Raw genomic sequence first — 25,976 nt, forward strand, 5'->3', positions numbered from 1 at the left:
ATATGCACCCCTTTAATACCTTCGTGACTCGCCCGCTCGCGCTGCTGGTCTGCTCGGCCTGGATGACGGGCTGTACCGTCGGCCCGGACTACCGGGCCAGTAACGAGCCCGCAGTAGAGCTGACTCAAAGCCCCGATACCGCCCTGTATAGCAGCACCCGCGTGCAACAGGATTGGTGGCGACAATTCCAGGACCCACAACTGGATGCGTTGATCGATCAAGCGCTGGCACGCAACCATGACCTGCGCATTGCACAAGCCCGGTTGCTGGAGGCACGTGCGGTGCTGGATCAGCGTCAGTTGGACCAACTGCCAACCGTGACCGCCAGCGGGGCTTATTCCCGTAGCCTGTCCCAGGCCAACCCCGGCCCGAGCGGTGAGCGCAACCTGTCCAAGACCTATCAGGCCGGCCTGGATGCGCAGTGGGAGCTGGACCTGTTCGGCCGGCTGCAGCGCCTGTCGCAGGCGTCTTCGGCACGCGCCGAGGCCGTCGCGGCGGACCTGGCACAAACCCGCATCGTAGTGACCGCCGACGTGGCGCGTCACTACTTTGAACTGCGCGGCGCGCAACGGCAGTTAGCGGTGGCCCAGGCCAACCTGAGTAATCAGGAAAAAACCGTGGCGCTGGTCCAGGGCCGCGTGGATGCCGGGCGCGGCACCGCCGACGAGTTGGCCAGCGCCCTGGCCGAGCGCGCACGGGTGCAAGCCACATTGCCGAGTCTGGAAACCCGTCAGGCGCTCAGCCGTTATCGACTCGCCGTCCTGACGGGCTTGCGGCCCAAGGATCTGCAAGCGCTGACCGACCTGAAACCCTTGCCGGCGCTGGTCACGCGCTTGCCGATTGGCCAGATCAGCGACTTGCTGCGCCAACGTCCCGATGTCGCCAGCGCCGAACGCGCTTTGGCGGCGTCGAATGCGGACATTGGCGCGGTGACGGCCGAGCTTTACCCACGGATCGACCTGGGCGGCTTTCTCGGCTTTGTGGCCTTGCGCGGTGGGGATTTTGGCGACAGCGGCAGCCGCGCGTTCAGCGTAATGCCCTCGGTCAGTTGGCCAGCTCTCCACCTGGCCAGTGTCAAGGCAAGGCAGCGCGAGGCGCAGGCGCGTGAAGTGGGTGCCCAAGCGCGTTATGAGCAAGTGGTGCTGAATGCGATTGAGGAAACCGAGGGCGCGCTGACGACCTATAGCCTGTCGCAGCAACGGGTTCGTAGCCTGGCTGAGGCAGCAAAGCAAAGTGAACGCGCAGCAGGGTTGGCAAATGCGCGGTATGAGGCAGGGGGGGCCGCGTATTTGGTGGCGTTGGATGCTCAACGCACGCAATTGAATGCCCAGGATGCATTGACTCAGGCGGAAACCTTGTCGTACCTCAACATGGTGCAATTGTATAAGGCGCTAGGTGGCGGCTGGCGAGTGCCTGGATCAAGCGCATCGAACTGACGACAAGCGCTGCAGCCCTTTCAGGGCGGCAGCCTCCACTTGACAAACTGTTCTGTAAATCGAAAATCATTTAATGAACTTACAAGTAAGTTCATATGTAACGAAGCATGAAAGCCAACAAAACCGTTACAGCACACCTCGTGCTAATAGCGCTAATTACCGGCGTAACGCTCTTACCAAATTGAAGATTTTATTGACCTATTGCCAACATCAAAAGGCAAGGGCCATATACGAACATCGCGATACCACGCAACGTTGGAGTCACCGCACTAGGTGAGTGCTTATTATGTCCACCCTCACATTTAAATACTTTCACATTACTCATCCTGGACGAGCTTCGCGGCATGGCAATGGGGAAAGTCACATATAGAAAAATCAAGCTGCTCAACACTTTCCACCGAAGATAAACACTCAGACCGGATTGGAGAGCCATGCAACGGCGCATAGGTGCATATCCGTAAGCTCCAGCCATATACTTTTCGTACCAACCCATCTTAATGGCGAATACAAAAACGACATTTTCACAGCGCATCAGATATATCTGATGCGCCTACCAGAACCATCTTATAGCAGAGACTGTGACTTTCAGTAAAATTTAAACAGAGACTCATGGCAGCCACTTGAGTGCCATGCGCCAGAAATAGGCTTAAAATATTCTTAACTCATCGTGGCCCCCATGACTCAACTGATGTCATTAACTTTGAAAACACTGCCGTGCGTTCTTTTTTTATTTTGCGGCAAAGCACTGTGCGCGACATGCACCCATTCCGACGTGCAAATAGCAATACCTCCGCTTTTAATAGGGACTAGTGACGCCCCCCTACCCTTAATGATTTCGAGTGCCTGGCATGAAGCTGGCGGGGCCATTACAGCCTGCACAGGATACCCTGACAAATTTGATTTTTACACGCTCGCCAATAACACTGCTCCCCGATCCACCCAAAAACTTGTCTTTGAAGGGGCAACATATGACATATACTTGAGCAACATTAAAGGGGTCGGCGTCATCATGAGCGCGGCCGACACCAACCAACCTTACAAGCCTTTCACCTCCAGCGAAATCATAATGTGGCGCGCATCAACAGCCACTTCCATTCCTGGGGGAAATAGCAAGTACCGAGTTCGATTCGTTGCGACAGAACGTCTGCCTGCGGGCCTTATAAGTCTTCCTTCTTTTCAAGTCATGCGCCACGGATTATTTATGGATGATTATTATGGCTGGGGAAAAATAACAGCCAAAAGCACGACCATCAATATAAAATACCCGACCTGCCAATTAAAAACACCAGCGATGGTAAAACTCCCCATGGTAACGACTCGTGACTTGGAGAAAGCTGGATCCACGGCTGGCGAAACCGCTTTTACCATAGGTTTAAATTGTGGGGCTGGCGTGACAGCCATGATGGTGAAATACACTATTACCGATGCTTTTTTTCCGGCAAACACCACATCAACACTGAATCCGGAACAATCTACAACTACCACCTCCGGCCTGGCCATGCAGATTTTGGAAAATGGCACCCCCATAAACTTCGGCCCTGATTCCTCGACCGCAGGCACATTAAATCAAAGAGAATTTGGCAAACTCACAAGCGCTGGCGGCCAACTAAGCAAAACATTTTTAGCTCGCTACCTTAGAACGCCATCCACATTGATCCCAGGCAAAATTAATACGGGCACGACAATAACGATGTCTTATCAATAAATCACTGCTGCAAGCCCTACCCGGAAGCCCACCCTCAACAAGCCTGGTCCTAGTTCAACCTTTATTTACTGGCGGCATAGTTCGATGTCGCCGGCACAGAACGCGCCCTGATGGCCTTTAGCGCGGATATTGAGGTGGTGGGCAACCTGGAAAGGGCCAACCATTCCAAACGGTTACACCGAAATCATAGAACCTGGCAATCGCGCTGAACCGGGTAAGTATATTACTAGCTTTACTGACACCCAAACCCTTTGGGTGGAGCTTATAAAGACAGGCCCGATCAAGCAAGGCAAGTTGTCGATCGCATCAAATGTCGAAGTCGTGTACTACTGTCCGTACTCCAACCAATGGGCCGTATCGGTCGCTGGCGTCAGTTCGGTAGCGGCTGCGCCCAAGTGCTCACTCTCTAACCCCGTGCCTCAGATAGAGCTGGGTAAAATATCTACCACCGCTTTCAACGAAGTTGGTGCCCGCTCCGCCCCCGTATTATTTTCCATTTCCCTTTTATCCATGACGACATGGCACGCTTATAAACCAGCGATGGCTACTTCGACCCGCCCGACGAACACCTCGACATCTTCATGGGTGCGGGCCAACCCATTCCGCGCAACTAATGCCTCCAACTCACGGCACACCAGAATCAGTGTTTTAGCTTTGCCGACAGCCAATGCACCTCGAATCCGATGCAATAACTGGACAGCCTGATGACTGCCCTGATCAGGACCCAGCGCTTTAAGCTCACTTAAATCGCGCGTGATAGTTTCAATGAACAGTTCGAGCATGCGTTCAGGCACGTTTATCCCGTCCGCATCGCTTGCCTGTGCCGCGATCTCGCAGACTCGGTATACCGTAGGATCAAGCACACTGCGCAAACACAGATAAAGTCCCTGGATATTCATCGGTTTGGATAACCAGTTGTTCATGCCCACGCGGATGCAATGCTCGCCCTCTTCACGCAGCGCATTGGCGGTGACGCCGATAATCGGCATATCCACATCGCGCTGGCGCAACGTATCGGCAAGTTCATAGCCGTCCATGAGCGGCATGTTCACATCCGTCAACAATACGTCGTAGGTCTTGAGTTCCAACTGCCGCAACGCCTGGACACCATCGGGCACAACATCTACCGTACAGCCGATGCGCTCCAGTTGCTCCTTCATCAGCACCTGGTTGACCGGGTTGTCTTCCGCAACCAGCACTTTCAGACCGAGCTGCAGGTACGTCACCGGAGTCTGCTCCAACGCAACCTCCGGTTCACCGCTGATCGCCATCGCCAATGCACGGCAGATGGACCCGACACTGTTCTGGTTGACCATCAGGTCCTGGCCGATGAACTGCGGCGTGCTACTGAAATCATGCTGAGCAAAGACGTTGGTCGCGCCTGAGCGTCCCACCTCGACCTCTTGCGGCATTACCGTCAAGATGGCATCAGGTGCTGCGCCCGCGTCATCGCCCATTACGGTAGTGTGTGCACCGTGCCACTCCAGCCAGGCGCACAGGTTATCGGTCAAGGTTGCATAGGGCGTACGAACATCGATGCACTTGCCTGATAACTGGGGCAATAAAGATCGGGGGGCCTCTAGCGTTTCAAGGCTCAACTCAAATATGAATGTACTGCCCTCACCCGGCGCACTGTCCACGGTCAACGCACCTCCCATCATCTGGCTGAGGTGGGCGCAGATAGGCAGCCCAAGCCCGGTGCCGGCGACGGTGTGGTGTTTGCTGTCGGCCTGGTAAAAACGCTCGAACAGCTGCGCCTGCACCGCTTCGCACATGCCTGGGCCACTATCGATCACGCGCCATTGCAGGCTCACCTCGCCTGCGCAGACTCCGATAGGCGACAGGAAGACTGCGACATGCCCGCTCTGGGTGAACTTGATCGCATTATTGAGCAGGTTGCCGACGATCTGCTGAATACGCAGGCGGTCGCCCTGCACCAGGTTCGGCACACGCGGGTCAACACAGCAGTAAAGCGCCAGCCCTTTATTCGCAGCCATCGCCGAGAACCCGCGCACAGTTTCTTCGAGCATTTCCAGAGGCTGGAACACGACGGACTCCAGGACCAACTGGCCCGCCTCTATCTTGGACAGGTCCAGCACATCGCTGATCAAGTGCATCAATACCGCGGATGAGCTATCGATGGTACGCAGATAGCCACGTTGGCGTTCATCCAGAGAGGTCATGCCCAACAGCTCAAGCGTGCCCAACACACCGTACAACGGCGTGCGTAGCTCGTGGCTCAGGGTAGCGACGAAGTTGCTTTTCTGTTCATTAGCCGCATCCGCCGCCTGGCGGGCGAGGAGCAACGATGCAGATGCTTCGCGGTGGGAAGAAATATCAGTGAAGGTACACAGCAACACGCTATCGCCCAGATATTCGGTGGGTGTATAGCGCACGTGCAAGACCCGCTGATCGACCAACAGGCAGCCTTCACCGGTAAGGGGTTTATTTTGCTCAAACAGCGGCCATAGCGCCATCATTGGTGCAAACTCGGTCGGCTCGCCCAACCATTGCGTATACAAACTGTTCTGCGTCACCAGTTCGATCTGCGGCCCCTTGACCACGCACAAAGCCAGCGGCACCGTTTGCAACAAAGACAGGTTGAAGTCATGGTTGACCAATAACTCCCGAAAGTCATTACTCGCCGGCACCACGATGCGCCGTCGATACCATCGGATGACCGACCAACCACTGATGACGCACAAACCCAGCAAGCCGACCAGCCCAAGCAACTGCCAACGTGCATCCAGGATCAGTTGTTTATAGGGGATACGATACAGGGCCTGCCAGGCGCCCATATCCCCGGCACTGCGCTTGATCAGCAGCCCTGAAGTAGTGAAATGGAAGCCGCTTTCATATTGGTAGATCTGCGGCGACTTGCCGCCCACTACACGCGTGCCGTCCGGCGCGACGATGTCGACATTGCTGTACAGCGGCAGATCAAAAAACTGCTTTTCTATCCTTACCCCGGGCGTGTCAAATTCGTCCCAATACAGCAAGGTAGCGGCCACCAATTCCCTGGGGGGGCCCTTTCGTTCCCACTGGTCCTCTTCAATGCGACCGGAGACGTAGCCCAGTATTTGTTGAATGTCCTCACCGCCCAAAAAGAAATGACTGGGCCGCCAGCGCACCAGCAAGTCACTGCTCAAGGGCGGCAGCTGACGCGCAGATTGCTTGACCTCGTTCAAGACTTGGGAAAAATTGCGCTGGCCTGGATGAGGCTGGGGGCTGATCGCAGGAATCGCGATGTCGAAATCGCTCGACAGATCAAACACGAACATTTGCGGCGACGCGAAGGTTGAACCGCTCCAGAAGTCGCCATACACATTTGCCAGCGCCCCCCCCAATTGCAGCTGTTGGCTCAATACACCGTCATGCGCGTCGGCGGCCTTGATAGGCAATGCCGCCGAAAACGTTGTGGCGACCTGGGACGCCTGGCCTTCATAAATGCGCATGTTGCCCTGCGTCGTATGCTTGACCACATAGGCTTCAGGGTTAAATACCGGTTTGTATTCCAATTGGCTGCTGGCCTTAATGGCCCGCAACAGAAATATTTCATGGTCGTAAGCACGACCCACGAAACGCATAAAATGATAATCGACTTTAAGCACTTCCCCGCGAATGACCTTGTAGGTCACCCAATAGCCGGCCACGGCGAAGAACACTAGCAACAAAAAAGACACCAACAGGCCGAAACCCAGGCGCAGCGAGACTTTTTCAAGTTTACCGACGCTCGATTGCCTATAGCGCATACGCGGTGCCATTTGCAGCGTTCATGAGGGTGCTTTGAGCCTTTGAAAGTTCATGTATGGTTACCGGACAACCGTCCGCTCGGGAGAGTCTATAGGCTTTTCATTAGTTGGTAAGATTAGTCCTACGCACACGCTCGAAAGAGCTGACGTTTATGGTTACGCATATCCCGCAAAATTGACTCATGGTCATCCCTTGCAGGGCATTACATGAAAACCTCAGCCGCACTCAGCTTAAGTCAGATTCCAGCCGCCCCGAAGGTTCAAGAGCCCGACGTCCAGGATCTGCAACAAGGGTTGGCGGATCACGCGTTTGTGGGTTTTTACCAACCTCAGCTTTCGTTGAAAACGGGTACGATTAGCGGCTTGGAAGTTCTCGCCCGCTGGCGGCACCCTCATAACGGCCTGTTGACGCCCGGTTATTTTCTACAAGCCCTGGAACGCCATGATCTGATGGATGAGCTGTTCCTGCGCCTCTTCGAGCAAGGGCTGATCCTGCGCCAAAAACTGGCCAGTCTTAACCTGCCGTTGACGATGTCGTTCAACCTGCAGCCTTCCCAGCTCAGCAATCCCATACTGAGCAACGCGATTAAAGTGCTGCTGCGTGCACATGAGTGCCCTGCGCAAAGCATCATCTTCGAGATCACCGAAACCGGCACGCTCAATCCGTGCAGTGTCGCCATGAACAACCTGTTGCAACTCAAAGTGTTGGGTTGCGGCTTGTCCATGGATGACTTTGGCACCGGTTTCTCGTCACTGGAGCGCTTGTGTGATGTGCCTTTCACCGAGCTAAAACTCGACGCCGGTTTCGTACACAAACTCGACACGCACTCGGCCTGCACCGCCATTGTCGCCCATACCGTCAGCCTGGCAGCCAGCCTGGGTGTGTCACTGGTGATCGAGGGTGTCGAGACCCCGGCCCAGCTCAAGCGGCTCAAAGCCCTGGGCGTATCCATTGTGCAGGGATATGCCATCGCCCCTCCGATGGCGGATACCGCGCTGCTGCCGTACATCCTCGAATACATTGCGGGCTCGCAGGTGGTGCTGACGTCAGTCTGACCCCCATTCACATCGCTCTAACTTCCCCCCCCACCCGCCACGTCCGTGGTCGACCTTGAGCCGACCAGCGCGGCGTACTTGGCATTTTGCAGTCAGGTATACGTTTTCATGTCCACGCTCAAAGCCTTCGTGGCTTTCTTCACCGTACTGCTGCCAGCTGTATCGTACGGCGCTGCCGCAACGATACCCATGCCGCAACAGCCCCTGCACTTGCTTAGCCAAGTGAGTCAGGAACCACAAAAGCTGCAATTACCGGAAGCAGACTGGGCCTGGTTGCGCCAACGGCGTGTCCTGACCCTGGGCGTGGTCGCACCGTTCACCCTGCCCTTCGACATGGTCTACGGCAACGGTGATTACGAGGGCATCAGCGCTGACGTGGCGACAATGCTCAAGCAGCAACTGGGCCTGGATATCAAAGTCGTCGGGTTTGCTGACCGAGGGCAAGCGATGGCCGCCTTGCGAGCCGGCGAAATCGACTTGATCAGCCGGTCCAGCGACTATGATCGCGACTCTTCTGACACGGTGGTGACGCTGCCGTACAGCGTCAATGCCCCCGTACTCTATCAACGCCAGGACAGCGACATTGCGATTCCCTCAGATCTCAATGGGCTAACCGTAGCAGTCTCCAAGGACTACCTGCCATACGCGCTACTGACCGACCGCTATCCTCATGCACAGTTTTTTACCTACGGCACCACCGCGCAAGCCTTGGCCGCCGTCGCGTTCCAGAACGTCGACGTGTTTCTGGGCGACTCGGTAACCACCCACTACCTGGTCAACCATAGCTTTTTCAGCTATCTCAAATTTATCCAGTTTGTGAAAATCGACTCAGGTGGCTATGGGTTTCTGCTCAAGCAGGAAGATCAACGCCTGCTGCGCATTCTAAATGCCTCGCTGACCACATTCGGCCAACTGCGCATGAGCTACCTGATCAAGCGCTGGACCGGCGGCGGCACGGTAATGCCGGACGATAATGTGCATCTGAACGCCCAGGAAAAACGCTGGCTGGCCCAGCACCCAGTGGCGCGCTTCATGATTAACGATGACATGGCACCCTCGGCGTTTTTTGACGCCAAGGGCCGCTTCAACGGTGTGATATCCGATTTGTTCGAGATCATCACCCAACGCACCGGGCTCAAGTTCAAGATTCAACGTGCCTCCAGCTTTGAAGGCATTCAGGACGCTTTACGCGACGGCGATACTGATTTAGCCGTGTTGACGGCCAGCCCGGAGCGGCTGAACCATTTCCGTTTCAGCCATCCATTCGCAACCAGTTCGTTTGCGCTGGTCGCGTCGACGGCTGAATCGGGCCGAGAGCGTTCGAGTCTCAATGCTTTGACCGGCAAGCGCCTGGCCATAGTCCAGGGGCATGTGATGATCGACAGCATTCGCAAAGGCTTTCCCACGGTGCAGTTGATCACCCCAACAAACAACCTTGAGGCCATGCGCATGGTGGTCAATGGCGACGCCGACGCAGTGTTGATGACCCTGTCCATGGCTCGCTACTACACCGCGCGCCTCTATGAAAAAGAACTGCGCGTGGCCGGTGTCGTCGACGGCCAGGCGGCCACCGCCAACTTCGCCATGCGCCGTGGCGAAACCGAGCTGCAGTCGATCATGGATAAAGCCCTGCTGAGCATCCCACCTGACGAGCTTAATGCAATCACCATTCGCTGGCGCGCCAATGCGGCCATGAGTGGCCAGAACTGGCGCGACTACAAACTGGTCATCCTGCAGATCATCTGCTGCGCATTGCTGGTGCTGCTGATTTCGATCATCCGAATCGTGCAACTGCGCCGTCAGATCCGGCGCCGGGTCGCAGCTGAAAAAGCCCTGAATGATCAGCTGGAGTTTTTGCAAACCTTGAACCATGCCATGCCCGTTCCCGTGTATGTACGCGACCGCGAAGGACGCCTGCTGTCATGCAGCCGCAGCTATGAACACGTCATGAAACTGTGCCAATCCCAGGTGCTGGGTAAAACTGCTTTACAAACGAACCATGGCGATATCGAACTGGCGCCCTCGCTCCACCAGAGTTACCTGCAAGCCATGGAGGATGGCAATGCCATCGAACAGCAACTGCAGATCACCATCGAGGGACAATCCCACTTCATCGAGCATTGGATTCAGCCCTTTCGTGATTCTAATGGCACGATCGCCGGGGTGATCTGCGGCTGGCAAGACGTCTCGCAACATCATCACCTGATCGAACAACTGCAGCAGGCCAAAACCCAGGCTGACGAGGCCAGCCGCGCCAAAACCCAATTTCTTGCGACCATGAGCCACGAAATCCGCACCCCCATGAGCGCGGTAATCGGCACGTTGGAGTTGGCGCTCAAACGCGCCGATCACGGCGTACTGGATCGAGTGAACATCGACGTGGCCTACACGGCCGCCAAGAACCTGCTGGAGCTGTTGGGCAATACGCTGGACATCGTACGTATCGAATCCGGGCACTTGAGCTTCTCGCCACGCCGGGCCAACCTCAAGAACCTGGTGGAGATGGTGGCGCGAGTGTTCGAAGGGCTGGCGCGAAAGAAGAAACTGGACCTGATTCTCGAGATCGACGCCGGCACCACGCTTGATGTCTCCATCGACCCGCTGCGCTTCAAGCAGGTACTGTCCAACCTGGTGAGTAATGCGATCAAGTTTACCGAGCGCGGCCGTATCGTGATCCGTTTAGTTTGCCATGTGGTGGAAGGGCGTACGCTCAGCATGCATCTGCAAGTGCAGGACACGGGCATGGGCATCAGTGAGGCAGACCGGCAAACGCTGTTTCGCCCCTTTGCGCAAGTGACTCAGTCGGACCTCTCGGTCCATGGCGGCAGCGGCCTCGGGCTGGTGGTGTCGCGGTCGCTGTGCGAGATGATGGGTGGCCGCCTGGAGCTCACCAGCACGCTGGGGCAAGGCACAACGGTCAACGTAACCCTCAAGCTCAAGCTTCTGGAACCGCTGCCTGAAGAAGAACTGCCAATGCCCGCGTTTTGCGAGACCACTCCAAGCTGGTCGATGCGAGTGCTGATCGCAGACGACAATACCTTGAACCGTCAAATGTTGCGCGCACAGCTGGAGTACCTGGGCTGCAACGTGATTGAAGCCGGCAATGGGCTGGAGGCGTTGGAGGCGTGGCGTGCCTTCCCGGTGGACTGGCTTATCACGGATTACCACATGCCGGTCATGGACGGAGTAGCACTGACACTGGCGATCCGCAAGGAAGAACAGCAACGTAACGGCGGTGCATTGACGATTTTGGGACTGACAGCCGACGCCCAGCAGGAAGAAATGGACCGCTGTCTTAATGCGGGTATGGGCGACTGTCTGATCAAACCCATCAGCCTGGCCATCCTTGAACAGCGCCTGGCATCACTGGAGCCTGCGGATAAGCCGGCCTATAAAGGCACCAGACCGACGCTGCATCGGCCTGAATTCGACATGAATCTGCTCCAGCCGATTACCGGCGGCAACCCGGCAATCATTCAACAACTGCAAGCTGAATTGATGCGCAGCAATCAACAGGATATCGAGCAGTTGCGTGACTTCAGTGAGACACGGGATCTCGCAGGCATTGCGGAGCTGGCACACCGTTTGAGGGGCAGCGCGGCATTGATGCGCAATGACTATCTGCTTGGGCTGTGCAAAGAACTGGAGCATGGCTGCCGAACCGGCGCCGAGGACGTACCGGCGCAGGTCAGGCAGGTGAAGAAGGAGTTACGGCGCATTCAAAACATGCTCGAGCCCTAGGCTGTGAGCGACTACGCCAAGCCATTGCGCTTGGCCAACTCGCCCAGGGCAATCAGGTTTTCCACACTCAGCTTGCGTTGCAGACGGATTTTATAGGTGCTCACCGTCTTGTGGTTGATCATCAACTCATCGGCGATGGCCTGGTTGCCCATGCCGCGTGCCAGCAGTTTCAACACGGTGATCTCACGATCGGACAGTTGCGCAATCAGCTGGCTTTCCTCGCTGGCGGCCTGGGTATTGTCGCGTAACTGGTGGATGGTGTTGGCCGGGAAATAGCTGTAACCCGACAGCACCGCCTTCACTGCGCCTATCAGTTCGTCCAGATTGTCATCTTTGCAGACAAAACCTGCCGCACCGGCTTGTAACGAGCGCATGGCGAAGTTGCGAGTGTCACCAGAGGTGAGGATCAACACACGGGTGGAAATGCCGATAGCCTTCAAGTGCGCGATGACGGAGAGGCCATCCATTTTCGGAATACTCAGGTCAAGAACGATCAGATCTGGAAGCAATTTTCGGATAATTTCCACCGCGTCCACGCCGTTGTCGACTTCGGCGACAATCGAGTGGCCTTCTTGCTCGAGCATCACGCGCACAGCCATGCGCATCAGGGGGTGGTCGTCGACGATGACTATGTTGCCCATGGTCTGGTTATTCCTGAGGTAATATATTCATAGATAATGCCTTGCATGCAGAGCAAAACAAAGGATTATACGCACAAACGCAAAGAAAGCCTGCTGGCTCAACTTGAACTATTTAGGGAATAAAATAAAGCACACCCAAGAACAAGCATTATTTGTAGGACAACGTAACTGTCACACCTGCCCTCACTGAACCAGGGCGCGCCATGGTCGAGGTTCGTATATAGCGAACGCTCATGGATTTGCTTATCATGCCGCCGCCATTTGGCATACTCCCGAACAGGCGTTTCGACGTAGAACCGAAGTTAACTGGTGTCATGCCATCGACCACCTGTAATGAGACACCCGAGGCCTTTTTCGCCGCATCAGCTAATGTGAGCGTCGAGGAATGGTTGGCTGAATCGTTAACATCGCTCATCGAATAACTGACCTGATAAGCTGGCGTGCTACCGGCACAATTTAACCCCAGTTGAAAGTTGGCAGCCTCATTGCTATCCCCTGGCGTAGAAATTTCCGAGAGATTTACTGATTTCAACTTTAGTTCAGCAGGAATTGCCAATGTGCATGTAGGACCATTCACAAGAAATGAGAAGGCCGACAGGTTCATGCCTGATTCGGCAACGAATCCAGTAGGCCCAGCACTTGTAATCTTACCTTTGACTAACCCAGCGCCATTAATTGTGTATACACCGGGAGTCATGGATTTTAACGTGGAGTAAAACCTGACTTTTACAGTAGCGGGGAACTTGAACTCGATACCTACCGCGGGGAATAGAAAGTGGGAATATGATGTACCAAACGGGCGAAGGATTCCGTCTGGCCCTGCCACACCGCCAAAATAAAAAACATCACGCTCGCTCGTCGTGTATAGCCTGTAAGATACGCCCTCGAACAACTGTGTCTTGCCGGAATCGTTTCCCGCTGGCGTTATCTCATTGCTCATCGAATAAGAACCGCCCCAGCCACTGCAACTAACTTGAAGATCTGCAGTGTGCCATGACTTCGACAACATGCCTCCGGTATTATTGGCTATTGGTGGGAGCGATGGGGTCAGGCTGAATCCAGTCTGTTGAACACACCCAGCAGCTACGACAAGCGGGGTATAAGCAGCCAGCAATAAAATAATAGCTTTGAAAAACCTCACTCATTGATCCTCAACATAATGAATTGCCACGTAAAATTACACCATCCTCCTTAACTACAGCCCACCTGAAACACAAGCGCCACGTATAAAAGAACGTCAAGCCACTTTCGCTCACCGAGACAAACACACACCATTGTACTGCTCGTACATTAGATCCTTATTAACTGGTGGCAGGTCATATTTAACCTCACACGCCAAATCACCCCACTTGACTTTAAATTCACCCACATCCTTCAAGCCAAAAACAAGCAATTTCGAAGCATTATCCACTAATCCAAGAACCTTTCCATCAACGTCATATGCCCGGGCGCCAAATGGTAAATGCGCACCCTTGCTGTCCGTCAAGTTAAATTGAAGCCTACGCCCTGACTCGACCTCAAAGTGAGTTTTAACAACTGCGCCGCGAGTCGGCACTACTTTCCTTGAACTTTCCGCCACTTCGATACTGCTGCCCATTGTACTGGTATCCAAATTAATCCAGTTATAACGGTAGGGCTGCGCATAAGGCACAACTGCATATCCCTTGCTATCGGTTCTTACCGCAGTGGATGAATCAATACCGATACCTTTGGTATCAGGTATTTCGACCAAGGCAAATGTTTCACCCACGGGCTGCCCCAACGTGACACCACCGCTGTGAACGACAACCGAACCTGATGCGCCGACATCCAAATGCTTGTTATCCCGACCCTGCCCATAGTTACCACTGACTTTGGCAGTCGGCGTATCCCAGTTGACACCGAAACTGGCAGAGCTGCCACTGGTTTTACTATGGCTGCCTTGCGCTGAATAATTAAGAGTATTTTCATCATTCAAGTTACCGGACAGCCCTGTCTGAATCGCAGACTCACCCTGGTTTGAGGTGGTAACGCTTGTGTACAGACGCTGCGAGCGGCGAGTGTCGCCAAACGGAATGCTGAACGATGCCGTCATCTGATTATCGGCACCTTGGCTCCCGGCCTGCCCTTCTGTACGGGATACCGCAAAGCTGTAGCTGATATCTGAATAATTGCCGTTGTAGCCGAACTGCCAGCGTCGGGTACTGCCTTGCCTGTTCCAGTAACTGGTTTCGCCGAGGCTCAAAAACAATGAGCCACGACCGTCCAAAGATTGGTTGACGTTTACATCAAAGCGACTTTTCTGTCGGCCATAATAAGGTGTAGCGACCTGCTCTTGTTCTTCAACATGTTGACTGAAGGTGCGATAGGACTCAGTGGAGTAGCGATAACCGACCATCGTAAAGGTGGTATCGGTCTGGCTAAGCGTCTTGGAATAAAGGAATCGCGCACTCTGGCCGACGTTTTTACGCCCGGAACGCTCTTGCGAACTGCTATTGGTGACGTCAAAGGATAATCCACCCCACGGGGAGTTAACCCCGCCCCCCAGGTTCAACGCCTTATACGCCTGGGCCGCTATCAGGCCACCGTAGCCGGTGAAATTGTCCGTCACCCCGTACACCAAGGTACCCTGGGTGAACTTAGGCGCCGCTTGACCTTCATTGGAATACTCACCAGCCGCCAGACTGTAGCGCGTGTTTCCACGACGGGTCATGACAGGGAGATAAGAATAGGCCTGGGAGTATTGGCGCTCGCGCCCGTCAGCCTCAATGATCTTGATGCTCAGGTCACCGTTGGACCCACTGGGGTAGATATCGCTGATCTCGAAAGCGCCCGCAGGGACAGTGGCCGAGTAGATGACGTAGTTGTTCTGGCTGATTTCAACCGTCGCATTCGTTTCCGCAATACCTCGCACCACCGGAGCAAAGCCCACCTCATCATCGGTCAACATGCCCAATTCCGAGGATAGCTGCGCGCCTTTGAATCTCACGCTGTCAAAGATTTCACCCTGGCTGTACAACTCCCCCGCCGCGAGCTTCCCTTTAAGGCTGCGAATGTCGCGCTCTACATAAGTGCGGTTGCTGGTGAATTTGTCACGTACGCCCGTAGAGCCTGAAATCGACGACTCATTGCGCAGGCGCCATGCGCCAATATTAAAGCCGTTGCGCAGACCGACATAGCGGTAATCGCTATTGTAGCCTTGGTTGATATTGCGGCTGAAATTGGTCTGGTAATTTGAGTAGAACGCAGTAATACCGTCATCCCATAATGACGGATCAACATACCCACGAGCCTGGCGCTGGATATACGCTTGAGGCATGCTGATCTGCAAAGCCAATGCCGTGACGTCGAACTCCACACCCGCACCAGGCGCAAGCGACTCTACGTCAATCAATGCTTTATCATCTGCCTTCGCGGCAATCAGCTTTTCCTGCTCCAGGCGAACCACGTTGACGCCCACTGCTTTGAGCACCGAGAGAGGTATAAGCGGCTTGACCTCGTTGTCTTTACCATTGGTAGCAAACTCAATACGCTGGCGCAGTATCAATTGTTGGTTTAGATAGATATCGACATTGTAGTCACCAGGGGCAATCGAACTTCCCTGCTCGAAATACTTCAACTCAACCGGCGCACCCTGTTTATTCAGAAATGCACTATTGAACTCGACCGCAGACGCAACCGAAGGAACCGAGGCGCCGAGGGCAAAAAAACCCGTCGACCCAAGACTTCCGAGCAGTGTCATCGTACGCCGACTCCCCGATCGAAACACCCACATAAGATTATGCCTCACAACTATCAACGTTTGCTCTTAAACGGCAACCGACCAGAAAAACCTGAAAGATTAACCAGCAGCCCCTTCACCCACATAAGCTATTGGTGCGCCATAATCGTTAATCGCTTTGTACTCAACGCCAAACCGCTCTTTGGAGGCCAATGAGTCTCCCGAACCAACGAGGAACTTTAACGTTGCGCCAGGGCCAATCATTTCTGCTTGAACCGTGTAACGCTTGCCTGACTGTTTTAAATAAACCTCTCCAAATGAGATATAAAAGGGCGAAGAATTACTTGCGACAAGCCATGCCTTTCCGGACTCACGAATCAGCTGCCACTTCAGTTGCTTGGCGGCCTCCTCCTCCGAACCTATAAGGCCTGTAGGACGATAGAAAATCTTGATACGTTGGCGAATGGCGATCTGTAACGTATTATCCGATTCTGATTTTTGCGGTATTTCTTGTACGTTTAGCCAAAACACAGACTCTTTATTCGCTGGCAAGCCTTTGCCCGCATAAAAAATGCGCAAACTTTGTTGCTTATTGGCCCCGAGACGACTAAGTGCTGGGGTCAAAGCGAAAGGTACATCTTGTTCGGAAACATTGGTCGCTGGCTCTATCCATGACTGAACCATGATGTCTTTATCACCATCATTTTTGACCATGATTGAAGTTTCTTTAAGCTTCTCCTGATAAACAATACGTGTACCACCCAATGTAATACCCGCACTTGAAACACCACTGAACAGCAACACAAATCCCGTCAGAAAATATTTTGATAGCAGTTTCATTCTATTTGGCCTGTGCAGAAGTTGGAGAAGCACTTACGTGCCTCCCCAACAAATGACTTACTCGTAGGTCAGCGTAAACGGCAGGTTGCCATTGGCCGTACCCGGTACGACAACATCACCGTTGGCGACGTAAGAAGCACGCAAGTTCAAGTTAGCCGAGTACTTAATATCTGGATCAGCACCAGCTGGAATCAAGGGGGCGTCAAATGAACCGTTACCTGCCAAATTGATCAGATTATTGCTGGCGTCATACAGCCCGATCCCCACGCCAGTAGCAGTGCCAGTAGTTTTCAGCAAATTGTTATTCTTAATATCTACGCCGCTGCCCGAATTTGGATCAAACTTCACCCTAACCGTCTTCAAGCCAGCAGCAGTATTACCGCAATCAAGATTGATATTGATCGCCGCACCGGCAACGATTCCGGCCTGGCTATTTTTCAACGAGTCGATACTAACCTTACCCATTTTTACATCAATAACTTTCTGGGTGACACCTGTGACACCGGTGCCGGCACCGGCACTGATACCGCAAGAGGCAGCAGTCACTTCACCGGTAAAATTGATACTACCGTCAGCAGCCATAGCAGATGTAGCGAAAAGCCCAACGATGGACGACGCGAGAATTAGTTTTAATGGAATAGACACGATTGTGTACCTCTAGGTTGGCAACAACAAGTAGATAAGCTCACTCTGTTTAAGAGTTCCTGAATTCTACTCATCTCACATAAGCAGCCAACCGCAGGGATCTATACAAGGCAAAGATATATCTTCATATGCTGTAGGACTAATCCTACACAACGTAAATAATTTTTATCAGCCGACATCTACCCCAGGCGGAGGTAATGAATGAAAGGATACAAGATATGGAGTAGTCGATTAGGAGGGGATGCTGATAAAGAAAAACTGGGCACAGACCGAGAGGGGTCCATTGAATTTCTTCAGATGGTTCACATTCAACTACAAAGTGAGTCACATTAACAGCGGACAAAATACTCAAGCGCACCCGAGCCGAAAAAAATTGGCGCGCCTCAGTGAGGCAACGCCAACTTAAAGTCCTGCATTTTAATCTTGCATATTATCTATAGAATCTAAAGCGCCCGACGGGCTTCAATCACTGCTGAGCGCGAAAAAATTCACGATACAAATGAATCACCTATTTTTACTTTTCGGCAAACCATACGTTTGGCACCCTTGCTTGTAACGTCACAGTTTTGATTTGCGTATAGGCATTCAAGGTTTCCCGACAAAACTCTCGACCAATACCACTATTTTTATAGCCGCCGAAGGCGGTGCCATCGGTAATGTTCGAATAGCGATTGATCCACACCGATCCTGCCTCCAACCGCGCTGCGGTTTCCATAGCGTGCTGCAGGTTGCTGGTATAAATCCCGGACGCCAAGCCATATTCGGTGTCATTGGCCTGGGCAATCATCGTTTCATAATCATCCCACACGATCAGCGACAGTACCGGGCCAAAAATCTCTTCTTGGCAGATGCTCATGTCATTACGCGCAAGTAACAAGGTTGGCTGGATGAAGTAGCCGTGCTCACTACCTGGTACTACTGCGCGACCGCCACCCGCAAGCAGCTCGGCGCCCTCCTCCAAGCCCATAGTGATGTAACTCAACACACGCTCACCTTGTTGTGCGTTGACCAAACAACTGACCCGCGACTCTTCGGACAGCGGAGAACCCACTTTCACACGATTGAACGCGGCAATCAGTTTTTGCTTGAACACTTCAAAAATCGCGGCATGCACAAACAAGCGGGTGCCGGCCAGGCATGACTGTCCGTTATTATGAATAGCTGCGAAGGTGGCGTTATCGACCACCGCATCAATGTCGTCGATATCGGGGAACACAATATTGGCGCTCTTGCCCCCCAGTTCGAGTGTCGCGGGCACCAGACGCCGGGCGGCCACACCGGCCACAGTGCGACCAACTTGCGTACTGCCAGTAAATGAAAGCTTCCTGACCAGAGGATGCTCACTCAACGCCGCACCGACGACCTCCCCCAACCCGGTGACCATATTCACCACACCGGCAGGAAAGATTTTGTTAATCAGCTTGCCTAATTCAAGCGTCGATAAAGAAGCGTTTTCATCGGGCTTCAGGACAACGGTATTGCCGGCTACCAATGCCGGAGCGAGCTTGAACGCAGCCATAATCGCCGGCGCGTTCCAGGGAATGATCTGCCCGCACGCGCCCAAGGGTTCACGTTTGGCGATGGCGTAACCACCGTCGATTTCCCGACCAGTGTCTTCATGAGCCATGATCACTGAGGCGAAATAGCGATAGTGCCGAACGGCGGTAAGATAGTCCTTGCGCACTTCGCTGATGCAACGACCCACGTCATGGGCATCGATCATGGCCAGGCGCTCACTGTGCTCTTCTATCTCGTCCGCCAGCAGATTTACCAGACGTGCGCGCATCTGCTGGCCCAGGGCACGCCAGGCTGGAAACGCTGCATGCGCCGCATTGACGGCGCGGTCGACGTCCGTGGCATCGCAATAGCGGATATAGGCCAAGTGCCTGCCCGTGGCGGGATCGACCGCGGCAAACGAGCGCGACTTATCGTCAGTTTCAAACACCCCGTTGATCAGTGGACCATAAGACGTATCAAAATGGATGTGCATGGAGAACCTCATATTTAAAGGTGAAATCTGGATGAACCCTGATATAAAATTGCAATTACTTTATTTTTCGTCCAATCAGGTGCTGCATGGATCCTCTGTCCGACGTCCTTTCATTGTTGAGAATCCGTAATTACCACTCCGCCACGCTGTCCTTGGGCGGTGATTGGGCCTTCACCTTTCCTGAACGCGAAGGCATCAAGTTCACGGCGATGGTCAAGGGCAGTTGCTGGCTGCAAGTGGATGGCGAACAGCAACCACAGCGGCTGCATCAGGGCGATTGCTTTCTGATGACCAGAGGCATGCCTTTTTCGCTCTACAGCGATATGTCCCAGCCGGTTATGAATTCCGACGGTCACTTTCAAACCCTCGCGGCAGACGAACTGGCCCTGCATTACGGCGGCGATGAAACTCAGTTGGTCGGTGGCCGCTTTGACTTCAGCGGCGTCCCTACTCAATTGCTACTCAGCGGCCTGCCCTCGCTGATTCACGTGCAAGGCAATGAACCGCAGGCCTCGGTCCTGCGCTGGGCGCTGGAGCGCTTCACCTCGGAGTTGCAGCAGAAGCGCCCAGGCCGCTCGCTGATGAACGAACACTTGGCGCACCTGATGCTGGTCGAAGTTTTGCGCACTCACTTGGCAACCCTGGAAAGCAGCGGCATCGGCTGGTTTTACGGTTTGGCCGACCGCAACCTCAGTGTTGCCTTGAGCGCGATGCACGCCGACCCCGCCCATCGCTGGAGCGTCCAGGAACTGGCGCAACTGGCAACCATGTCGCGCTCGGCCTTCGCGTTGCGCTTCAAGCAGGTGGTCGGCGCAGCCCCCATGGAGTACCTGACGTACTGGCGCATGTTGCTGGCCAGTGATCGGTTGAAGAACTCCGATGACTCGGTGTCCACCATTGCATTCTCATTGGGTTATGAGTCCGAAAGCGCATTCAGTACGGCGTTCAAGCGTGTCATGTTGCAGTCGCCTCGCCACTATGTGCGCGAGCACACCGCCCAGGTTTAGTGCAGCCCGCCGCCGATTATCAGAGTTTCACCGGTGATCCAGCCTGCATCCGACGACGCCAGGAAGGCGACGGCGGGTGCAATATCCTCGGGCTGACCGATGCGCCCCAGCGGTGTAATAGCTTCAATTTTTTGCCGGAACGCCTCTTCGAAAAAGCCACTGGCGTGCACACCCTCGGTCACGACCAGCCCAGGATTGACCGAGTTAACGCGGATATTTCTAGGCCCTAACTCGTTTGCCAAAGTACGAGTGATAGCGTCAACCGCAGCCTTGGAGGCGGTGTACACCGCCGAGTTGGCAGGTGTGAACGAGGTGACGCTGGAGCTGATATTGACGATGCTGCCACCCTTAGGGTTGAACACTTCAACGGCTGCCTGGGTGCACTGGATCAGACCCAGGACATTGAGGTTGAACTGGCGATGAAACTCCGCCTCAGTAATGTCGGCCAAGGCGCTGGTCGAGTAGACACCGGCATTGTTGACCAAAATATCGAGGTGACCATGCTCATGCACAATGGTCTTGAACAGCGCCTTGAGGTCGGCGCTGCTGGAGACATCTGCCTGCACTGCATGTGCCCTGGCGCCGGTTTGCAGGATCTGTTCAACCACCCGGTCAGCGTCCTCGCGACTGTTGGCGTAGTTAACGATGACGGTGGCGCCATCCTGGGCCAATTGTTTGGCAATGGCCGCGCCAATGCCCTTGGAAGCGCCGGTCACCAGCGCGACTTTCTTGTGCAACCTTTTCATGTTCACTTCCTTTCTATTGCTGGCTGAAACTCAGTGAATCCAGCTTAAGAGGATGTCAGGAACCGGTTAATAGCCAATACTCCAGAAAAGCTTCTTGATCGTCCAGACGGCAAACTGCACACCGATAACTCGCGCGAGCGACTGACTAATCGTACGTAAATGTCACACTGACCGCCGCGGTTGTTTTTCCGGGCGTGGCGACTTTTTCCGTTCGAATGTACTGAACGCTCATTGCCTTACTGAGAGCTCCATGCGTCAAATTACCCATTGAAGATTTCACCGGTGAGGAAAAAATAACGGCCCGGCCCTCGTCCGATAATTGCAATGCTATGCCGTTCGCCTTCAAAGGTTCAGCAGCCAGGGTTAAGACAGTAGATGTATTCGCTGGATTATAAACGTCAGTCATCGCGTAACTGACCTTGAATGAGGGGGCACCCGCATTACAGGCTAAACTTAAGGTGAACGCCCCCCCTTCTACCGTTGAACCTATCGTAGGAATAGAAACGATGCTTACCTGTTTCAACTTGACGATGGCGGGCGTTGTCAGTACGCACGACGTACCTTTTGCCACAAACGAAAAGCCTTCACTTTGCATAATCCATTTACCAGAATAGACGCCGGGAATCGAATAGTTAATATCACCTCGAACAAGATCTAAAAGATCTATATTGCGCACACCGGAAGACAGGCTCTTGCTGGAGCTATAAAACCTTATTTTAACTAAAGCTTTCAGATCAAATGCCGAGGTCCCGGAACCGGGACCCGTTACTTCCTTGGAACTTACGTAGGTAGCCGAACCGAACTGCTGTTCTGCTCCATCATCTACTGCAAAAGTACCAAAATAGAAAACATCAACAACATTCGTTTTATAGAGCTTGTAACTAACCCCTTCAAACATCACTGAAGTGCCGGCAAAGGCACCCACCGTACTCATCTGGTTAGTATAGGTACCATTGAACATTCCAACACACTTGAGCATCATGGTACCCGTATGCCAAACACTAGATATCATACCCCCACTGTCGTACGGCACCTCCGTGATTTTTGGATATATCTTATTTCCGCTGATTACACAACCTGCCAATGCAGAGCCCGGCAATGCAATCAGTAGACCTACAACAACAACCCAGAGACTTCTTCTGCACCTGCGAAAACCCCACATATAGTTAGTGCCTTTATTAAATATTGCGCTGGCGTTGCGCTCGCTTTCTTAAGCAGGCCACACACAACAACAAACAAGTAATCACCACGGGGACAGATACAAGATTGAGCCATCTCATACGCACACCCAATTGCTCAATCTGAAAGTTAAGATGGCGCGCGACCTGACGCATCTCCTTGTCTATCGCATCTTTTTCATTACTGAACTGATCAAAAGTCGCTTGCTGCTCTGCCGTCCGAGGCGTATCGCGGCCCTGTTCAGCGGCCAACGCAGCGAGGCGCTTTTCAACCAGATCGAGCTTATCTTGCAGCTCGCGTCTCATGTCGCGATAACGCTCGCGGGCTTGCTGCTGCAACTGTTCGACCACAGTGAACGTTCGGCTGTAATGCCCCCGCGAGCGTAAGCTGATCAAGGCATCCGATCCGGACAGGCTGTCCAGCGCATTGAGCACCAACACCGCATTGTCGGCCCATGGCTCCGTGACTGGCCGCCCCCCTTGCTGCTGCACATCCGCCCACAGGTTGTCGCTCAATACGTCTGTATCCGCCACCACCACAACGTTGATATTCTGCGCCTCGGTAAGCGCTCCCGGAGAGTCCAGGAAAGCCGAGCGTGCCGCCCCTTGCAGGCGTACCGCGATCAGGTAACGCTCGCCGGTAGCCTTGAAGCTCTTGGACAACTCATCGGGGTTTCCCAGGTGATCCAGAAGCGCCGTCTTGTAGGGCATAGCCTGCTCTGAACTGTGCAGCAGCGGTGTCAGAGTAGTTGTTGCACCCGGCAAGGCGCTCAAGATACCGGCAGTGGTCAGGTTAAGGCTGCCAATACCAGCAGTAATCACATCCTGTTCATTCATCGCAGAGGGTGACAGCCCCAGGGCGGTCGGTTGCCAGACCGGCTCTACGCCTTGTGCCAATGCCACAAACTGACCGTAGTGGCTGTCGCCTAACACGCTATCGGGTAGAAGCTTGATGCCCCACGCCTTGAACAAAAGCGCGAGGTCAGAAGACTTGTCTTTGCTGGGTATCCCAAAATAGTAATCGCCACGATCCTGCTCGCTATAGGGGTCGACGAACACCAACAAACGCCCGCCACGCAGCACAAACTGGTCAATAGCGCGCAATGTCGTCACTGGTAAACGTTTGGGATGCACGAGCATCAGGACATTGAGTGCACTGTCGATGGTGTCGACATCGGACGCCAGTTCGCGCACTTCAAACGCATTGTCGATCTCCTGCATGATCCGCCAAGGCTGTCGGGTTCGCCCCGACTGCACATCGAAGCCACCTGCCAACGGCAACGAAGACATCAGGCCAATTACCGGTCGCGCAGGCCGAGTCAACGTCTGCAATGTGCGGCTGATGTCGTACTCAAGGAACGTTTGTTGTTCAAGCGCAAAGAAACCGATGCTGGCGTGGTGCGCCTGGGCGTCGACGATGGCCAAACCAAAGTAAACCGCCGCACCCGCCTTGCCGATGGCAGCAGGTTGCAGGCCAAGCTCGACTGCGCGGGCTTCGTCCGTTGAAAACGGCGCAGGGTCAATAATGTGCACCCGTAGTCGGCCATTTGACACACGCTCATATTCACGCAGCAATGCTTTGATGCGCACCGCGTAACCGCGCATGACCGTAAGGTCCCTGGCGGCCTGGCTGGAAAAGTAGAAGTACAGATCGGTGGGTTCCAACACGGCCTGAATGATCTGACGCGACCCCGGGCTGAGGGTGTAAAGCTGCTGCTCGGTAAGGTCCAACCGCATAGACGCCAAACGTGGTGCCAACTCGAAGTTGACCGCCACGAACCCAGCGATAATGACCACGAGGCGCAAGCCGGTACGTGTCATCGATTTGAATGACATGGCGTCACACTGCCTTTTTTAATTCAACCGCAATCACGGTAGCGGCGAGCCAACCAATGATCTGGCTGAAAAAGTACAACACGTCCTGTGGGTCGACCACACCTCGGCATAGTCCCTCGAAATGTGTGAGGAAACTCAACGAAGCCACGCCATCGAGCCAGGGCAAACTTGACCAACCTCGCAAGACATCCAATACCACCGGGAAGCCACAGGCCATGAATGCCAGACATAGTGCCATTGCGGTAAGGAAGGCAATCAGTGGGTTCTTGGTCAGTGCCGACAGGCACCCGCCAATGGCCAGGCAACTGCCAGCCAGCAGCCAACTGGCCAGATAGCCACAAAGGATAACGCCGTTGTCCGGCGCCCCCAGGTAGTTGACTGTAATCACCAGTGGAAACGTCAACGCCAGCGCCAACCCGCTGACCACCCAGGCGGCGAGGAACTTGGCTACCACCGCCTCAGCCGTACCCACCGCGAGGCACATCAACAGCTCGATAGATCCGCTCTGCCGCTCGATGGACCACATACGCATGGCAAGGGTCGGCAGCAGCAACGCATATAGCCACGGCAGATAGTCGAAGAACGGTGCCAGATCGGCCTGGTTACGCTGGTAGAAGTCGCCCAGGTAAAACGTGCTGATACCGCTGAGCAGCAGTAGCAAGAGGGTGAACACATACGCGACGGGAGTGACGAAATAACTGCACAGTTCGCGCTTGAGCACCGGCCAGAACGTCCTCACGGTTGTTGCTCCCGGGTCAGCAGCCGAAAGACTTCCCCCAGCGAGCCCCGCTCGACTTCCTGGCGTGGTACATCCCAGCCACGACTCACAATCAGCGAATTGATAGCCGGTAATATCACCGCTCCAGTGCGCGCCAGCACCCGTACGCTGAAAGGTTCAGGCCCCGCCTCGATACCTGCAACGCCTGGCAGCATGCCAAGGGTCATGACATCCAGAGGCCGAGGTGCGTACAACGTCACAGCCTGGTGATAGCGCGAACGACCTTCCAGTTCCAGCGGCGTGCTGTCGACCAACAGCCGACCTTTATCCATGACCAGCACACGACTGCACAATGCAGTGACCTCTTCGAGGATGTGGGTAGAAATGATGACGATTTTGTCGCGGGCCAACTCCTTGAGTTGCTCGCGCACGCGGTATTTCTGATTCGGGTCCAGACCATCGGTGGGTTCATCGAGGATCAGTATTTTGGGATCATGCAGGAGCGCTTGCGCCAATCCGACGCGGCGCTGAAACCCCTTGGACAGGGTATCGATGGTCTGGCCACGTACCTCCATCAGCTCGAATTGCTCAAGCATGGCCGTGACCCGCGCCGTCTTTTCGCGCCCACGCAAGCCGCGCACTTGAGCAATAAAACCTAAAAAACTCGCGACGGACATTTCGTTATAGCAAGCCGCTGTTTCAGGAACATAGCCGATCAGACGTTGAGCGTGGCGCGTCTGACGGCGTATATCAAAACCAAAGAGGTTGGCGGTGCCTGAGGTGGGCGACACGAACCCAGTGAGCATACGTAGGGTGGTGGACTTTCCCGCGCCGTTGGGGCCGAGCATCCCCAGCACCTCACCCGAGGTGGCCTTGAAAGACACATCGTTTACTGCCAGGGCTTTGCCGAAACGTTTGGTCAAATGCGTTATATCAATCATGGGTGCCCAGTTACCTGCTCAGACGCGGCGAAGCGTCTGAGAGT

17 protein-coding genes are annotated in these 25,976 nt (G+C 54.3%); 5 read left to right on the forward strand and 12 right to left on the reverse strand.

The window, feature by feature from the left end; all coding sequences use genetic code 11:
- Positions 1 to 2: 2 nt before the first annotated feature.
- Both JH25_RS23195 and JH25_RS28555 read left to right on the forward strand, forming a co-directional pair.
- Positions 3 to 1,436: an efflux transporter outer membrane subunit gene (locus JH25_RS23195; RefSeq protein WP_050549304.1), complete on the forward strand. Its 1,434-nt coding sequence runs from the start codon at positions 3 to 5 to the stop codon at positions 1,434 to 1,436.
- 676 nt (positions 1,437 to 2,112) lie between these two features.
- Positions 2,113 to 3,141, forward strand: a complete 1,029-nt coding sequence (locus JH25_RS28555; protein WP_164699490.1) for a fimbrial protein — start codon at positions 2,113 to 2,115, stop codon at positions 3,139 to 3,141.
- Positions 3,142 to 3,668: 527 nt separating this feature from the next.
- Here the strand turns inward: JH25_RS28555 and JH25_RS23185 are convergent.
- Positions 3,669 to 6,893: a hybrid sensor histidine kinase/response regulator gene (locus JH25_RS23185; protein ID WP_164699491.1), complete on the reverse strand. Its 3,225-nt coding sequence runs from the start codon at positions 6,891 to 6,893 to the stop codon at positions 3,669 to 3,671.
- Positions 6,894 to 7,100: 207 nt separating this feature from the next.
- Here JH25_RS23185 and JH25_RS0126790 point away from each other — a divergent pair, with 207 nt between their 5' ends.
- Both JH25_RS0126790 and JH25_RS0126795 read left to right on the forward strand, forming a co-directional pair.
- Positions 7,101 to 7,949, forward strand: a complete 849-nt coding sequence (locus tag JH25_RS0126790) for an EAL domain-containing protein (RefSeq protein ID WP_050549306.1) — start codon at positions 7,101 to 7,103, stop codon at positions 7,947 to 7,949.
- Between the two features lie 108 nt (positions 7,950 to 8,057).
- Positions 8,058 to 11,690 (forward strand): transporter substrate-binding domain-containing protein, encoded by a 3,633-nt coding sequence (locus tag JH25_RS0126795; protein ID WP_081883273.1) that lies wholly within the window; start codon positions 8,058 to 8,060, stop codon positions 11,688 to 11,690.
- 11 nt (positions 11,691 to 11,701) lie between these two features.
- On the opposite strand, the gene JH25_RS23180 is transcribed toward JH25_RS0126795, so the two are convergent.
- From JH25_RS23180 to JH25_RS23160, 6 genes are all read right to left on the reverse strand, one after another.
- Positions 11,702 to 12,331: a response regulator transcription factor gene (locus JH25_RS23180; protein ID WP_005787308.1), complete on the reverse strand. Its 630-nt coding sequence runs from the start codon at positions 12,329 to 12,331 to the stop codon at positions 11,702 to 11,704.
- A 148-nt stretch (positions 12,332 to 12,479) separates the two neighbouring features.
- Positions 12,480 to 13,472: a fimbrial protein gene (locus tag JH25_RS27810; protein WP_164699492.1), complete on the reverse strand. Its 993-nt coding sequence runs from the start codon at positions 13,470 to 13,472 to the stop codon at positions 12,480 to 12,482.
- A gap of 111 nt (positions 13,473 to 13,583) precedes the next feature.
- Positions 13,584 to 16,052, reverse strand: a complete 2,469-nt coding sequence (locus JH25_RS23175) for a fimbria/pilus outer membrane usher protein (RefSeq protein ID WP_081883275.1) — start codon at positions 16,050 to 16,052, stop codon at positions 13,584 to 13,586.
- A 99-nt stretch (positions 16,053 to 16,151) separates the two neighbouring features.
- Positions 16,152 to 16,871, reverse strand: coding sequence for a fimbrial biogenesis chaperone (locus tag JH25_RS23170; RefSeq protein ID WP_032876658.1), 720 nt, complete (start codon positions 16,869 to 16,871; stop codon positions 16,152 to 16,154).
- A 57-nt stretch (positions 16,872 to 16,928) separates the two neighbouring features.
- Positions 16,929 to 17,516 (reverse strand): fimbrial protein, encoded by a 588-nt coding sequence (locus JH25_RS23165; protein ID WP_032876660.1) that lies wholly within the window; start codon positions 17,514 to 17,516, stop codon positions 16,929 to 16,931.
- A 514-nt stretch (positions 17,517 to 18,030) separates the two neighbouring features.
- Positions 18,031 to 19,506 (reverse strand): aldehyde dehydrogenase family protein, encoded by a 1,476-nt coding sequence (locus JH25_RS23160; protein WP_032876663.1) that lies wholly within the window; start codon positions 19,504 to 19,506, stop codon positions 18,031 to 18,033.
- Between the two features lie 86 nt (positions 19,507 to 19,592).
- Between JH25_RS23160 and JH25_RS23155 the strand changes: the two genes are divergently transcribed.
- Entirely contained in the window at positions 19,593 to 20,513 is a 921-nt protein-coding gene (locus tag JH25_RS23155; RefSeq protein ID WP_032876666.1) for an AraC family transcriptional regulator, read from the forward strand.
- On the opposite strand, the gene JH25_RS23150 is transcribed toward JH25_RS23155, so the two are convergent.
- The 5 genes from JH25_RS23150 to JH25_RS23135 form a co-directional block, all read right to left on the reverse strand.
- The gene (locus tag JH25_RS23150; RefSeq protein WP_032876669.1) at positions 20,510 to 21,259 is read right to left on the reverse strand and encodes an SDR family NAD(P)-dependent oxidoreductase; all 750 of its coding nucleotides are present in this window, start codon (positions 21,257 to 21,259) and stop codon (positions 20,510 to 20,512) included. The genes JH25_RS23155 and JH25_RS23150 overlap by 4 nt on opposite strands.
- Before the next feature lie 145 nt (positions 21,260 to 21,404).
- A complete protein-coding gene (locus tag JH25_RS23145; protein WP_164699493.1) occupies positions 21,405 to 22,220 on the reverse strand; it encodes a fimbrial protein in 816 nt (271 codons plus the stop codon).
- Between the two features lie 217 nt (positions 22,221 to 22,437).
- Entirely contained in the window at positions 22,438 to 24,213 is a 1,776-nt protein-coding gene (locus JH25_RS0126800) for a Gldg family protein (protein ID WP_236648019.1), read from the reverse strand.
- Between the two features lie 64 nt (positions 24,214 to 24,277).
- Positions 24,278 to 25,012, reverse strand: a complete 735-nt coding sequence (locus JH25_RS23140) for a heme exporter protein CcmB (protein ID WP_032876678.1) — start codon at positions 25,010 to 25,012, stop codon at positions 24,278 to 24,280.
- Positions 25,009 to 25,932, reverse strand: coding sequence for an ABC transporter ATP-binding protein (locus JH25_RS23135; RefSeq protein WP_032876681.1), 924 nt, complete (start codon positions 25,930 to 25,932; stop codon positions 25,009 to 25,011). The genes JH25_RS23140 and JH25_RS23135 overlap by 4 nt, the downstream gene beginning before the upstream one ends.
- Positions 25,933 to 25,976: the final 44 nt, after the last annotated feature.

The sequence above is a fragment of the Pseudomonas sp. BRG-100 genome, assembly GCF_000737955.1.
Taxonomy (GTDB): Bacteria; Pseudomonadota; Gammaproteobacteria; order Pseudomonadales; family Pseudomonadaceae; genus Aquipseudomonas; species Aquipseudomonas synxantha_A.